This is a genomic window from Xanthomonas sp. NCPPB 1638, assembly GCF_041475635.2.
Taxonomy (GTDB): domain Bacteria; phylum Pseudomonadota; class Gammaproteobacteria; order Xanthomonadales; family Xanthomonadaceae; genus Xanthomonas; species Xanthomonas cucurbitae.
This window is the reverse complement of record NZ_CM192984.1, coordinates 941,767-955,390: the sequence shown is the minus strand read 5'-3', so window position 1 is coordinate 955,390 and position 13,624 is coordinate 941,767. Positions and strand designations below refer to the sequence as shown.

Below are 13,624 nucleotides of genomic sequence, written 5' to 3'. Positions count from 1 at the left end.
ACTCCGGGGTTGGTCTGAGGTCTGACACATGGTAACGGGCGACTGGAATTTCCACCTCGCCACCGCAACACTATGGATTAATTGCCGATTCACGCCGCCGCGCCGTGCTGCCCGCATGCTCCGCGCATCACCTGGGAGTTCCTCTTGCGCCTGCTTCCGCTTGCTACCGCCCTGACACTGGCCATTGCCACGGGCGTGGCCCCTGCGCAGGAGAACCGCCTGCCCGACATCGGCTCATCGGCCGGCGAGTTGCTGACGCCGGCGCGACAGGCCGAGTACGGCAGGATGATGCTGGCCGAGCTACGCAGCTACGACTACGTACTGGACGACCCGCTGATCGGCGATTGGCTGCAGACCATGGGCACCCGCCTGGGTGCCAACAGTGCACAGCCGCAGCAGCCGTTTACCTTCTTCATGCTGCGCGACCGCCAGATCAACGCATTCGCCACGCTGGGCGGCTATATCGCGGTCAACGCCGGGCTGGTCCTGATCGCCGACCGCGAGGACGAGGTGGCTGCGGTGCTGTCGCACGAAATCGCCCACGTCACCCAGCAGCACGTGCTGCGCGGGGTGGAGCGCGCGCAACGCGACCAGATCCCGATCCTGCTCGGCATGCTGGCCGCAGTGGTGGCCGCGCAGCAGGCCGGCGGCAATTCCAGGGGCGATGCCACCATGGCCACCATCACCAGCGCGATGGGGCTGATGCAGCAACGCCAGATCGACTTCACCCGCTCCAACGAGTTCGAGGCCGACCGGCTGGGTATCCGCACCCTGGCACGCAGCGGCTACGACGTGGACGCGATGGCCGGATTCTTCGAACGCATGTCGGTGGCCATGCGCGCCAACGAGGGCGGCTACAGCGCGCCGGACTTCCTGCAGACCCACCCGGTCACCACCACCCGCATCAGCGAAGCCAAGGCACGCGCCGAGCAGATGAAGAAGAACACCGTGGTGCTGACCACCTCGGTGCCGGGTGGGACGCGTCAGGAACGTGTGGACCCGGCCGACCCGTCGTTGTCGGAACCCTTGAGCCGCAACGGCAACGCGCTGCTGCCCTACGCGCTGCGGTTGCCGGTGGACGCGCTCGGCCGTGGCGGCGACCAGCAAGGCTTCGATTGGGCCAAGGAGCGTCTGCGCGTGCTCACGGCCAGTACGCCGGATGCAGCCATCCGCGAATACGAGAACCTGCGCCGCAGCGCCAAGCAGGGGCTGAGCGAGGCGCAGCGTTACGGGCTGGCGCTGGCGCGGCTGCGCAACAGCGGCGGCCGCCCGAGCGAGCCGGTGGCCGAACTGGCCAGCCTGCTGGAGGCGCATCCGGACAATCTGTGGCTGGCGCTGGGCCTGAGCGAGGCCCAGGCCCGCGTCGGCCAGCGCGATGTGGCCAATGCCCGTTTCGACACCTTGCTGAAACACTTGCCGAACAACCGTGCGGTGGCGCTGACCTACGCCGGGGCGCTCAATGCGCAGGCCAGCAAGGACGCGGGCCAACGCGCACGGCAGGTGCTTGAACCATTACTGCATCGCCGCAGCGACGATCCGCTGCTGCAGCAGACCTATGCCCGCGCCTGCGAACTCGCCGGCGACCCTCTGCGCGCCAGCGAAGCCTACGCCGAATCGGCGTATTTGAACGGCCACCCGGAGCAGGCCCTGATCCAGCTGGAAGCACTCAAGAAGAAGGAACTCGACTACGTGACACGGGCGCGCGTGGACGCACGCATCGCCGCCATCACCCCGACCGTGCTGGAACTGCGCCGCCAGGGAATTCGCGATCCCGATCTGTCCACACAATGACACTTGGGCGGGAATCGGGAATCGGGAATCGGGAATCGGGAATCGGGAATCGGGAATCGGGAATCGGGAATCGGCTAAAAGCATGCGGGTCCAGACTGGGCGTGTCGCCCATTGCCGGTTCAGTCTGTTTTGAAGACCTGCCGGCTGGCAGAAGCCGGTGCCGGCCATGTCACATTAGAGTCACAAAACCGTAGTCTACTGGCGATCACCAAAGCCAGACGGTAAGCCCCGCGTGCAAAAACGCATTCTGATCGTCGATGACGAACCCGCGATTCGCGACATGGTGGCGTTCGCGCTGCGCAAAGGCGAGTTCGAGCCCATCCATGCCGGCGACGCGCGCGAGGCGCAGACCGCCATCGCCGACCGGGTGCCGGATCTGATCCTGCTGGACTGGATGCTGCCCGGCACCAGCGGCCTGGACCTGGCACGGCGCTGGCGCAAGGAGCAGCTGACGCGCGAGATTCCGATCATCATGCTGACCGCGCGCGGCGAAGAGAACGACCGTGTCGGCGGGCTGGAAGCCGGCGTGGATGACTACGTGGTCAAGCCGTTCTCCGCCCGTGAGTTGCTGGCACGCATCCGTGCAGTGATGCGGCGCACCCGCGAGGACGACGAAGACGGCAGCGTGGCCGTGGGCCGCCTGCGGATCGATGGCGCCGCGCACCGCGTGTTCGCCGGCGATGCACCGGTGCCGATCGGCCCGACCGAATACCGCCTGCTGCATTTCTTCATGACCCACCCCGAGCGGGTGTATACGCGCACCCAGCTGCTGGACCATGTCTGGGGCGGCAGCGTGTACGTGGAAGAGCGCACCATCGACGTGCACATCCGCCGCCTGCGCAAGACGCTGGAACCGTTTGGCCTGGAAAACATGGTGCAGACCGTGCGTGGATCGGGCTATCGTTTTTCGTCGGCGACCTGATCGGCGCCGCACAGCCGCCTGGCCGCCGCATGGGCCGGGCAGCTACCTACCTGACGCTTCGTGGTAACGCCTTCCATGCCCCAACATATCCGTTCCGCCTGGCTCAAGACGCTTGGCACTCTCGCGCTGTTGCTGGGCGCTGCCGTGGTGGTGGGCGTGCTGATCGAGCATGTGTGGATGGCGCTGACCTTCACCGCACTGGGCGTGCTGGGGTGGCATTACTGGCGGCTGCGCCAGGTGCTGCGCCGGCTCACCGCGCGCCAGCGTGCCGAGCCTGCGGTTGGCATCGGCGCCTGGAACGAACTGGACCGCCTGCTGTACCGCAGCCAGGCCGAAATGCGCGGGCGCAAACGGCGCCTGATCGACATGCTGCGGACCTACCGCGCCGCCGCGCAGGCACTGCCGGATGCGGTGGTGGTGGTGGACCGCAACAACCAGCGCGTGCAGTGGTTCAACAAGGCCGCCGGCGGCCTGCTCGGCCTGCAGCATCCTGGTGACATGGGCGTGTCGGTGGTGGAACGCCTGCAACCGCTGCCGTTGGCGCACTGGCTGGCGGCCGGGCGCAATGCCGAGCCGATGCTGGATGCGGCCTCGCCGGTGGACCCGGACCTGCGCCTGAACCTGCGCCTGATTCCGTATTCGGACGACTACTGGCTGCTGGTGGCGCGCGATGTCAGCAAGCTGCTGCGCCTGGAACAGGTGCGCCGCGACTTCGTGGCCAATGTCTCGCACGAGTTGCGCACGCCGTTGACGGTGGTACACGGCTACCTGGACATGCTCGACCCGGAAGACTTCCCGGACTCGGGCCCGATGCTGGCGGAGATGCGCAAGCAGTCGCAGCGCATGGCACAGCTGGTGGAAGACCTGCTGACCCTGTCGCGGCTGGAATCGCAGGAAGAACTCGGCGAAGAACACGTGGCGATGGCGCCGATGCTGTCCACCCTGCGCCGCGAGGCCGAGGCGCACAGCCAGGGCCGGCACACGGTGGAAGTGATCGACGAGGCCGGCGTGGATCTGCTCGGTTCCAACAAGGAATTGCATAGCGCGTTCTCCAACCTGGTGACCAATGCGGTGCGCTATACGCCCGGCGGCGGCACGGTCACGATCCGCTTCGTGCGCGAAGGCGACGGCGCGGCGCTGGCAGTGCGCGACACCGGCTACGGCATCCCCGCCTCGCATCTACCGCGCATCACCGAGCGTTTTTATCGCGTGTCCAGCAGCCGCTCGCGCGAGAGCGGCGGCACCGGGCTGGGGCTGTCGATCGTCAAGCACATCCTGGGCCTGCACCAGGCGCGGCTGGACATCGAAAGCGAGGTGGGACGCGGCAGCGAGTTCTCGTGCCATTTCGTGGCCGCCCGTGTCGTGCAACGCGAACCGTCCCTGCCACTGTCACGCTCGGCGTGATATGTAAGCGGTGCAGGCCGCAGCGCGGCGCGATGCACCGGTGCCATCCGTGTCGCATCGCCTGCGTCGCGGCCCATGCGCCGCACACCACGCACACCACTTCGCCTTGATGACCGACTCCATGGGCCACGCCAAAGAACTGCACGACGTCACACCCGGCGACGACATCGCCACCGATCCGCTGCGGGATCCGGCGCTGTACATCAACCGCGAGCTGTCGCAGCTGGATTTCAATTTCCGGGTATTGGCGCAGGCACTGGACGACCAGGTGCCGCTACTGGAACGGCTGCGCTTCCTGTGCATCTCCTGCACCAACCTGGACGAATTCTTCGAGATCCGCGCCGCCACCGTGCGGCACGCGCAGGAATTCGGCTTGCCGCCGGCACCGGACGGTTTGAGCCCTACCGCCATCCTCAATGCCGTGCACGACCGCGCGGCCAAGTTGGTGGAGCAGCAGTACCACGCCTGGAACGAGGTGCTGCGCCCGGCGATGGAAGAAGCCGGTGTGGCCGTACTCGGTCGCTCGACGTGGACGGCGCGGCAGAAGCGCTGGCTGCGCGCCTACTTCCGCAACGAGATCATGCCGGTGCTCTCGCCACTGGGGCTGGATCCGGCGCATCCGTTCCCGAAGATCCTCAACAAGACCCTGAACATCGTGGTGGTACTGGAGGGCCAGGATGCGTTCGGACGCGCCGGCCACCTGGCCATTGTGCGTGCGCCGCGTTCGTTGCCGCGCATCATCCAGCTGCCGGCCAGCCTGTCGCCGGACGGTGCGCAGAGTTTTGTGTTCCTGTCCTCGGTGCTGTCGGAGTTCGTGGACGAGCTGTTCCCGGGCATGCAGGTCAAGGGCTCCTACCAGTTCCGCGTCACCCGCAATTCCGAATTGGTGGTGGACGAAGAAGAGGTCGAAAATCTGGCGCTCGCCTTGCGCGACGAGCTGGTTACCCGCGGCTACCGGCCGGCGGTGCGCCTGGAAATCGCGCACGACTGCCCGGCGCCGATCATGCGCACCCTGCTGCAGAACTTCGGTCTGAACGAGAACGCGGTGTACCGCATCGTCGGGCCGGTCAATCTCAGCCGCGTCACCCAGGTCTACGATCTGGTGCAGCGCCCCGAACTCAAGTACCCCGCGTTCAATCCGCGCACCTTGCGCGACAGCGAAGGCATCTTCGAGATCGTCGGCAAGGGCGATGTCCTGCTGCACCACCCCTTCGATGCGTTCACCGCGGTGCTGGATGTCATCCGCCAGGCGGCAGTCGATCCGAACGTGCTGGCGATCAAGCAGACGCTGTACCGCACCGGCAAGGATTCGTTGATCGTCGATGCGCTGATCCTGGCCGCGCGCAACGGCAAGGACGTCACCGTGGTGGTGGAACTGCGCGCGCGTTTCGACGAGGAAGCCAACCTGGGGCTGGCCGACAAGTTGCAGGAAGCCGGCGTGCAGGTGGTGTACGGCGTGGTCGGCTACAAGACCCATGCCAAGATGCTGCTGATCGTGCGCCGCGAAGGACGCAAGCTCAAACGCTATGTGCATCTGGGCACCGGCAACTACCACAGCGGCACCGCGCGGCTCTACACCGACATCAGCCTGATTACCGCCGATGCGGAGATCGGCAACGACGTACACATGCTGTTCCAGCAACTGTCCGGGCTGGCCCCGCGCATGAAACTGGACCAGCTGCTGCAATCGCCCTTCACCCTGCATGCCGGCGTACTGAAACGCATCGACCGCGAAACCCGACTGGCCCGCAAGGGCCGCCCGGGCCGCATCATTGCCAAGATGAACGCTCTCAACGAACCGCAGGTGGTGCGCGCCCTGTACACCGCCTCGCAGGCCGGCGTGCAGATCGACCTGATTATTCGCGGCGCCTGCACGCTGCGGCCGGGCGTGCCGGGCGTGTCCGACAATATCCGCGTGCGCTCGATCGTGGGGCGCTTCCTGGAACACAGCCGCGTGTATTGGTTCGGCAACGACGGGGCGGCCGAGCTGTATTGCGCCAGCGCCGACTGGCTGGAACGCAACCTGCTGCGCCGGGTGGAAACCTGCTTCCCGATCCTGGACCCGGACCTGGCCCGGCGCGTGTATCGCGAAGTGCTGCAGAACTACCTGGACGACAACGTCAGCGCGTGGGAGCTGGACGCCGAGGGCGTGTACCACAAGCGCACGCCCGCACCCGGTGAACCGGCCCATTCGGCGCAGGTGACCTTGCTCGATCGGATCTGAGAACGCCACGCCCGTGGCCTCTCACGTGGGCAACAGCCCATCGGCTACCATGCGGCCATGCCAATGCCCTCCCCCACGATCCCGCCCCTGCGCGATGGCGATATGCTCGCCGCCGTCGATCTAGGCTCCAATAGTTTCCACATGGTTATCGCGCGCTACCTGATGGGTCAGCTGCGCGTGGTGGACCGCCTGCGGGAGACGGTGCGCATGGCCGACGGTCTGGATGGCAAGGGCGGTCTCTCCAATGAAGCACGGCAGCGCGCACTGGAATGCCTGGCGCGGTTTGGGCAACGCATCCGCGATGTGCCGTCGCTGCGCGTGCGTGCATTGGCTACCAACACGGTGCGCCAGCTGCGATCGCCGCAGACCTTTCTGATGCCGGCTGAAACCGCACTTGGGCACGCGATCGAAGTGGTCAGCGGTCGCGAGGAGGCACGCCTGATCTATCTCGGCGTGACCCATGCGCAACCGCCCAAGCCCGACCAGCGCCGCCTGGTGATCGACATCGGCGGCGGCTCCACGGAATTCATCATCGGCCAAGGGTTCCAGACCCTGGAACGCGAAAGCCTGCAGGCCGGCTGCATCGCCAGCACGCGGCGGTTCTTTCCCGGCGGCAAGCTGTCCAGGAAGAAGTGGAAGGATGCACTGACCGAGATCGGCGCCGAGTTCCAGCAGTTCGCCGGCCAATACAAGACGCTGGGCTGGCATGAAGCGATCGGCTCGTCCGGCACGCACAAGGCCATCGGCGAGATCTGCGCGGCGATGAAACTCACCAAGGGCGCGATCACCGCTCAGGCGCTGCCGGCGCTGCGCGAGGAACTGCTCAAGGCCAAGCGCATCGAGGACATCCAGCTGCCCGGGCTGGCCGCCGAACGCCGGCCGATCATCGCCGGCGGCATCCTGGTACTCGAAGCGGCCTTCCAGGCGCTGGGGCTGGAGAAGCTGATGGTGAGCAAGGCGGCGATGCGCGAAGGCATCCTGTACGACATGCTCGGCCGCGGTGGCCAGAACGACCCGCGCGACAGTTCGGTGGCTTCGCTGGTGCAGCGCTACGGCATCGACGAAGTGCAGGCCCAACGCGTGGAGGCTACTGCCACCCGGCTGTTCGACCAGGTGTGCGACTCCTGGCAGCTGGATGGCGACGACGCGCAGGTGCTGCGCCAGGCCGCGCGCCTGCACGAACTGGGGCTGATGATCGCCCATAGCCAGTACCATATCCACGGCAGCTACATCCTGGAGCACTCGGACATCGCCGGCTTCTCGCGGCAGGAGCAGCAGGTGCTGGCCGCCTTGGTGCGCACGCATCGGCGCAATGTCTCCCGGACCGCCTTCGATGCCCTGCCCGATCGCCTGCTACTGCCGACCCGCCGCAAGGCCGCGCTGCTGCGGCTGGCGGTGCTGCTGCACCGCGCGCACGAGGCAGACCCGATTCCAACCCTGGAACTCACCGCCGAAGACACACGGCTGTCGTTGATCCTGTCGCAGAGCTGGATCGATTCACGCCCACTGCTGCGTGCCGACCTGATCGGCGAGATCGAAGGCATGGCCGGGCTGGGCATCGTGTTCAAGCCGTTTGTGGCCTGAGGCGGGAATCGGGAATGGGGAATTGTCGATCACCGGCCTCTGATGTAGATCGCTGACAGGCGACCATACGCTAAACGCAAGCAGCGCTTTTGCCTTTGCGATTCCCGATTCCCGATTCCCGATTCCCGATTCCCGATTCCTCTGTCACCGCCACGTCTTGTCGGCGCAACATCAATGCCATCGCCCTCCCGGAAGCTAGCCAAAACGGGAGAACGGGCATGCGCTACGCGATCGTTACCGAAACCTACCCCCCCGAAGTCAATGGCGTAGCACTGACCGTGCATGGCCTGGAAACCGGGCTGCGCGCGCGCGGACATCAGGTGGACGTGGTGCGCCCACGCCAGGGCGGCGATTCGCCCCAGACCGCCGATGCCTTGCTGGTGCGTGGCGCGGCGCTGCCGCGCTATCCGGGGCTGAAATTCGGGTTGCCGGCCATGCAACGGCTGCTGGGCCACTGGCGAGCGACGCAGCCGGATGCGATCTACATCGCCACCGAAGGCCCGCTGGGCTGGTCGGCGATGCGCGCCGCGCGCCGGCTGGGCATTCCGGTGGCCAGCGGCTTCCATACCCGCTTCGACCAATACCTGCCGGACTACGGCGCGGCCTGGCTGCAAGGCACCGCGCTGCGCTGGATGCGCCGCTTCCACAACCAGGCCGAAGTCACCCTGGTGCCGACCCACGAGCTGCAGCAAACCCTGCGCGATGACGGCTTCCAGCACGTCCAGGTGCTGGCGCGCGCCGTGGACAGCCAACAGTTCGATCCGGCCCGGCGCGATCCGGCGCTGCGTGCGCAGTGGGGCATCGAAGGCGAAGGCTTTGCCGCGATCTACGTCGGGCGAATCGCCAACGAAAAGAACCTGCCGTTGGCCATCCACGCATTTCGCACGCTGCAACGGATCCGTCCCAAGGCACGCTTCGTGTGGGTCGGCGATGGTCCGGCACGCGAAAAAATCGCCCACGAGAATCCCGACTTCATCTTCTGCGGCGTCCAGCGTGGTCAGTCCCTGGCCCGCCACTTCGCCAGCGGCGATCTGTTCCTGTTTCCCAGCCACAGCGAGACCTTCGGCAACGTGACGCTGGAAGCAATGGCCAGTGGCGTGGCGACGGTCGCCTTCGACTACGGTGCCGCGCGCCAATACCTGCGTAGCGGCCAGACCGGTGCGGCGGTGGACACCGATGCGGCGTTCATCCAGGCAGCAGTCGCGCTGACCGAGGACGACGCCCTGCGCCAGCGCATGGGCACGGCGGCCGCGCAGGCGATGAAGAAACTGCATCCGGACAACGTGGTGTCCGACTTCGAAGCGCTGTTGCTGGGGATCACTGCCGTACGGGGGCGTCATGTCGTCGACGCGGCTTGAGCTGTTGCGTGGCCGCGAGGCACGCTGGTGCCGGCGTGCCAACCATTGGTGCCGCCGCTACCCGGTACGGCGCACGTTCGCCATCATCAGCCGGCTGGGCGACGGCGTGTTCTGGTACAGCCTGATGGGGCTACTGGTGCTGCTGGACGGCATGGACGGCGTGCGTGCCTCCGCCCACATGGCCGCTACCGGCGTGCTGGCGCTGACGCTGTACAAGGCACTCAAGCGCTGGACGCGTCGGCCACGCCCGTACGCGGCCGACGGGCGCATCCGCGCCTGGGTGGCACCGCTGGACGAGTTCAGTTTTCCGTCCGGCCACACCCTGCACGCGGTGTCCTTCAGCATCGTCGCGCTGGCGTACTACCCCTGGCTGGCGCCGCTGCTGGTGCCGTTCTCTGCCGGCGTGGCGCTGTCGCGCGTGGTGCTGGGGCTGCACTACCCCAGCGATGTACTCGCCGCCACGGCGATCGGCGTGCTACTGGCCAGCCTGTCGCTGTGGGAGCTGCCGGCGCTGATTGGGTAGCGGTTGTTTCCCTTCTCCCACCGGGACGTTGTCCTCCTTACAATGGCGCGATGACAACCCTGTTCATTTCCGACCTGCATCTGGATCCGGCACGGCCGGCGATCACCGAACTGTTCCTGGCGTTCCTGCGCACGCAAGTTCCCGGCAGCGATGCGCTGTACATCCTTGGCGATCTGTTCGAAGCCTGGATCGGCGACGACACTCCATCCACGGCCGCCGACGCGGTCGCCATCGCACTGCATGCGGTGGCCGATGCCGGTGTACCGGTGTTCTTCATGCCGGGCAACCGCGACTTCCTGGTCGGCGAACACTATGCGCAGCGCGCGGGTTTTCGCATCCTGCCCGACCCCACGGTGATCGACCTATACGGGCACACCACCTTGCTGATGCATGGCGACCTGCTGTGCACCGACGACACCGCGTACCAGGCCTTCCGCGCGCAAACGCGCGACCCGGTGTTTCAGGCGCAATTCCTGTCGCAACCGCTGGCCGCGCGTGTGGCATTCGCGCAGCAGGCGCGTGCGGCCAGCCAGGCCCGCTATGCCGAACTCCAGCAAGGCGATCAGGCGCAACTGGAAACCGTCACCGACGTCTCGCCGGCCGAGGTGGAGACCACCTTCGTGCGTTACGGCGTGGATCGCCTGATCCATGGGCATACCCACCGCCCCGCCATCCATACCGTGCAGGCCGGCGGGCGGATTTGCACACGTATCGTGCTGGGCGACTGGTACGCACAGGGTTCGGTGCTGCGCGTGGATGCCGACGGCGTTGTGCTGGAACAGTTGCCGCTGTGATGCACCGCCGATGCGTTGCCAGCGGCCGATATTGAAGACGCTGGTATTGGAGCGCAGGTCTTATTGCAGGCTGCGCGCGCGCTCGGCGTAATCGACGAAACCGGCGTTGACCACGTCGTACCACAGCACCTTGCCATCGGCCTGCACGCGGAAGCGATCGCGCACCGGGCTGGTCTGCGGATCGCCCGGGCAGCCATTGCCGTGGCGTTCGTGGACGGCGAATTCGAAGGCATCGGCAGCAGGCGTCTGGCCGGCTTCGGTGAGGATGCTGATGCAGTTGTCCGGATACGCGTGATCGCGCTGCAACTGCGCTTCGAGCACGTGCAGCGCACGGGCCTCGGCATCGTTGCCGGTCACTGCTGCCGGTGCGGCCACGGCAGGTTTTGGCGTGGCGGCGGCGGGCTCGGCCGGTTGCTGCCGGCAGCCGACAATTGCCAGCGCCACTAGGCACGCGATGGCAAGACGCAAGGATGTGGACATGAGGACTCCGCTCGACAGGACATCGCCGGCTGGTGCCGGCGGTGTCTGTAGTCTGCGCGATCAGCGTGCGCGGGAGTAGCGCTCCGTCCCGGCACCTGACGATGCTGGACGGGAGCGATTCAAGAAAACACTCAGCGGAAACCGGCGATGGCAGCCTTGGTGTTGACCAGCACGCGCTGATTGTCGGCGGTGCTGGCATTGCCCATCGGCACGCCGTTGTAGCTGATGTTGGGGTTGGACCAGTAGTTCAGTCGCGGGCAACCACTGGTACAGTCGTAGGCCATGATGGTGCGCCAGCTGTTGCCGTAGCGATACCCATGGCCATAGGCATACGGTGAGGTGCTCGGGTCACTGGCGGCGTCGTGACGCGCGCTTTGCAGGTGGCCGATTTCATGCGCGAAACTGTAGTAGCCGGTCGCGCAATCCCAGTATACCGAGGCGAATGCACTGGCCGCATTCGATCCGATGCCCGAGGCCAGGCCGCAGTAACTGCTGTTGTCCAGCACGATCACGCCCACGTCGGCGGTGTAGGTATTGCGGCTGGTGTGGATGCTGTCCATGTAACCATCGTTGGTCACCCGGAAGCGTTGCAGGTCGGTGCTGAAGTTGCCGGTTTCGCCATAGCTGGTGGTCTCGTAGCGCGCCAGCTGCAAGGTGATGCCGACGTTGCTGTTGATGTAGCCCTGGTTGGCTTCGGCCACCGCCAGCTGCACCAATGACTGCATGTTGCCGCCGTAGGCAGTGACCGCCTTGTTGGTGGCCACGACCAGCACGCGGATGGTGGCCGGGCTGCCGGATGAGGCGGCCGCGGTGGTGACGCGTCCGTCGCCGGGCATGTCGAACCTGGGCAGCAGGCTGTATTCGGCCGGATGCTCCTGCGGCATGCGCTGCTCATCGACCTGTACCAGCACATGGCGGCCATCGGCCAGCGGACGCAGGCGATACAGCTTGCCGGCATGGCGGATGGTGCCGGTCACGGTGTCGCCGCTGCGCACCAGGATGACCGAATTGAGCGGGTCTACCCCCGACAGCGTGCGCGCCCGAGTGCCGGCACGCGGGCCGAGATTGCCGTACCAGACGCTGTCACCGCCCTCCAGCGCCTCCACCTTGGCCTGTGTGGCGGTGACGGTCTGGCCGTCCAGCTGCAGCTCCAGCAGTTTTTCCCCGGCGGTCACCGCAGCTGCATCGAGCTGGACCACCTGCGCATTGGCAGTGGACGGTGCGCTCAGCAGGCGTTGCAGCGAGGGTTCGGTCGTGGTGGCGGCGCTGCGGCTGAGCGCCGGCCCGGTTTGATACAGCGGCGTGCCGGCAGCAGCAGCCGAACCAGCCAGGCACATGGCAATCAGACCCACCGTGGTGCACATCGACTTCGACTTCATCGTCTTTCTCTCCTAAGACATGGAAGTTACGGATGTGAAACACCGGGCCCCTGTTCCCGGGACGCCATTAAGGCGCCCGAGAATGTACAGATTGCAAGTTGTTACAACAGAAAATTACATTTTTGTGATGACATGCGGCAGCTGGATGCGATTCCAGCGGCGATGGGACAGGAACCAGCGCACAGTCCAGCCCTGCAGTGCACCGCTTGCTCCCGCACGCAACGCAACAGGTCCGACGTGGCACCGCCGCGCAGGTGCAGTCTCACGCCGGCACCTAGCCGGCCTGCTCCACCAGGCTGGCCAGTTCGTCCTCGTCAAACCCGGCGAGCAGCCTGGCCTGGATGTTGAACGGCCCATGCAGATAACCACCGGCATACTCGCGCAGCAGCGCCTTGAAGCGCGCACGCGGCTCGATGCCCGCCTGCTCGCAATACCAGCGATACCAGCGCGAACCCGCTGCCACATGCGCCACTTCCTCGCGCAGGATGGTCTCCAGCACCTCGGCGGTGGCGGTATCGCCCAGCGAGCGCAGCTTGACGATCATCGCCGGCGTCACATCCAGGCCGCGCGCTTCCAGCACACGCGGTACCAGCGCCATCCGCGCCAGCCCATCGTGTGCGGTTTTCTCGCACATTTCCCACAGGCCGTTATGCGCGGCAAAGTCGCCATAATCATGACCGTGTGCCTGCAGGCGCGCGCGCAGCAGCATGAAATGCCGCGATTCGTCGTCGGCCACCACCACCCAATCGGCGTAGAAGGCATCGGGCAGGCCGCGGAAGCGATACACCGCGTCCCAGGCCAGGTCGATGGCGTTGAGCTCGATGTGCGCGATGGCATGGATGAAGGCCGCCCGCCCATCTGCAGTGCCCAGCCCACGCCGCGGCAGTTCACGCGGATGCACCAGCACCGGGGTCGGCGGGCGACCCGGCATGCGGATCGGCAATGGTGCGGGGGCCGCGGGATCGATCGTCAATTGGCCCGCACGACAGGCCGCTGCGTACTGCTGCGTCAACGCGACTTTATGCAGCGGATCGGCAGCGCCCAGGCACGCGTACGCGGCGTCGAACAGATCCGTCATCACCGTCCCTGCCGAAGCGATTGCTGACCCGGTGCTGCCGCACGCACCTGCTCGCAGGCGTTCGCCTTGATCCGCAACTCGCAGGCG

General features: G+C 66.3%; 11 protein-coding genes. 8 read left to right on the top strand and 3 right to left on the bottom strand.

Annotation, left to right across the window (positions count from 1 at the left end; genetic code table 11):
* The first annotated feature begins 144 nt into the window (after positions 1 to 144).
* From ACCQ13_RS04110 to lpxH, 8 genes are all read left to right on the top strand, one after another.
* Positions 145 to 1,791 (top strand): M48 family metalloprotease, encoded by a 1,647-nt coding sequence (locus ACCQ13_RS04110; RefSeq protein ID WP_104604075.1) that lies wholly within the window; start codon positions 145 to 147, stop codon positions 1,789 to 1,791.
* Positions 1,792 to 2,023: 232 nt separating this feature from the next.
* Complete coding sequence (gene phoB, locus ACCQ13_RS04105) at positions 2,024 to 2,713, top strand: phosphate regulon transcriptional regulator PhoB (RefSeq protein WP_002806631.1); 690 nt, start codon at positions 2,024 to 2,026, stop codon at positions 2,711 to 2,713.
* A gap of 75 nt (positions 2,714 to 2,788) precedes the next feature.
* On the top strand, positions 2,789 to 4,117 hold the full coding sequence (gene phoR / locus ACCQ13_RS04100; RefSeq protein WP_167526825.1) for a phosphate regulon sensor histidine kinase PhoR: 1,329 nt from the start codon (positions 2,789 to 2,791) through the stop codon (positions 4,115 to 4,117).
* A 121-nt stretch (positions 4,118 to 4,238) separates the two neighbouring features.
* A complete protein-coding gene (ppk1, locus tag ACCQ13_RS04095) occupies positions 4,239 to 6,341 on the top strand; it encodes a polyphosphate kinase 1 (protein ID WP_104604117.1) in 2,103 nt (700 codons plus the stop codon).
* A gap of 63 nt (positions 6,342 to 6,404) precedes the next feature.
* Positions 6,405 to 7,925, top strand: a complete 1,521-nt coding sequence (ppx, locus tag ACCQ13_RS04090) for an exopolyphosphatase (protein ID WP_208800624.1) — start codon at positions 6,405 to 6,407, stop codon at positions 7,923 to 7,925.
* 218 nt (positions 7,926 to 8,143) lie between these two features.
* Positions 8,144 to 9,283, top strand: a complete 1,140-nt coding sequence (locus ACCQ13_RS04085; RefSeq protein ID WP_104604078.1) for a glycosyltransferase family 4 protein — start codon at positions 8,144 to 8,146, stop codon at positions 9,281 to 9,283.
* A complete protein-coding gene (locus ACCQ13_RS04080) occupies positions 9,264 to 9,806 on the top strand; it encodes a phosphatase PAP2 family protein (protein WP_104604079.1) in 543 nt (180 codons plus the stop codon). Before ACCQ13_RS04085 ends, ACCQ13_RS04080 begins: the two co-directional genes overlap by 20 nt.
* A 50-nt stretch (positions 9,807 to 9,856) precedes the next feature.
* Entirely contained in the window at positions 9,857 to 10,600 is a 744-nt protein-coding gene (gene lpxH, locus ACCQ13_RS04075; protein ID WP_104604080.1) for a UDP-2,3-diacylglucosamine diphosphatase, read from the top strand.
* A 60-nt stretch (positions 10,601 to 10,660) separates the two neighbouring features.
* Here lpxH and ACCQ13_RS04070 read toward each other — a convergent pair whose 3' ends face one another.
* From ACCQ13_RS04070 to ACCQ13_RS04060, 3 genes are all read right to left on the bottom strand, one after another.
* Positions 10,661 to 11,080, bottom strand: a complete 420-nt coding sequence (locus ACCQ13_RS04070) for a hypothetical protein (protein ID WP_104604081.1) — start codon at positions 11,078 to 11,080, stop codon at positions 10,661 to 10,663.
* 131 nt (positions 11,081 to 11,211) lie between these two features.
* Positions 11,212 to 12,459, bottom strand: a complete 1,248-nt coding sequence (locus tag ACCQ13_RS04065) for a zinc-dependent metalloprotease (RefSeq protein ID WP_104604082.1) — start codon at positions 12,457 to 12,459, stop codon at positions 11,212 to 11,214.
* A 274-nt stretch (positions 12,460 to 12,733) separates the two neighbouring features.
* A complete protein-coding gene (locus ACCQ13_RS04060) occupies positions 12,734 to 13,537 on the bottom strand; it encodes a ferritin-like domain-containing protein (protein WP_104604083.1) in 804 nt (267 codons plus the stop codon).
* Positions 13,538 to 13,624 lie beyond the last annotated feature (87 nt).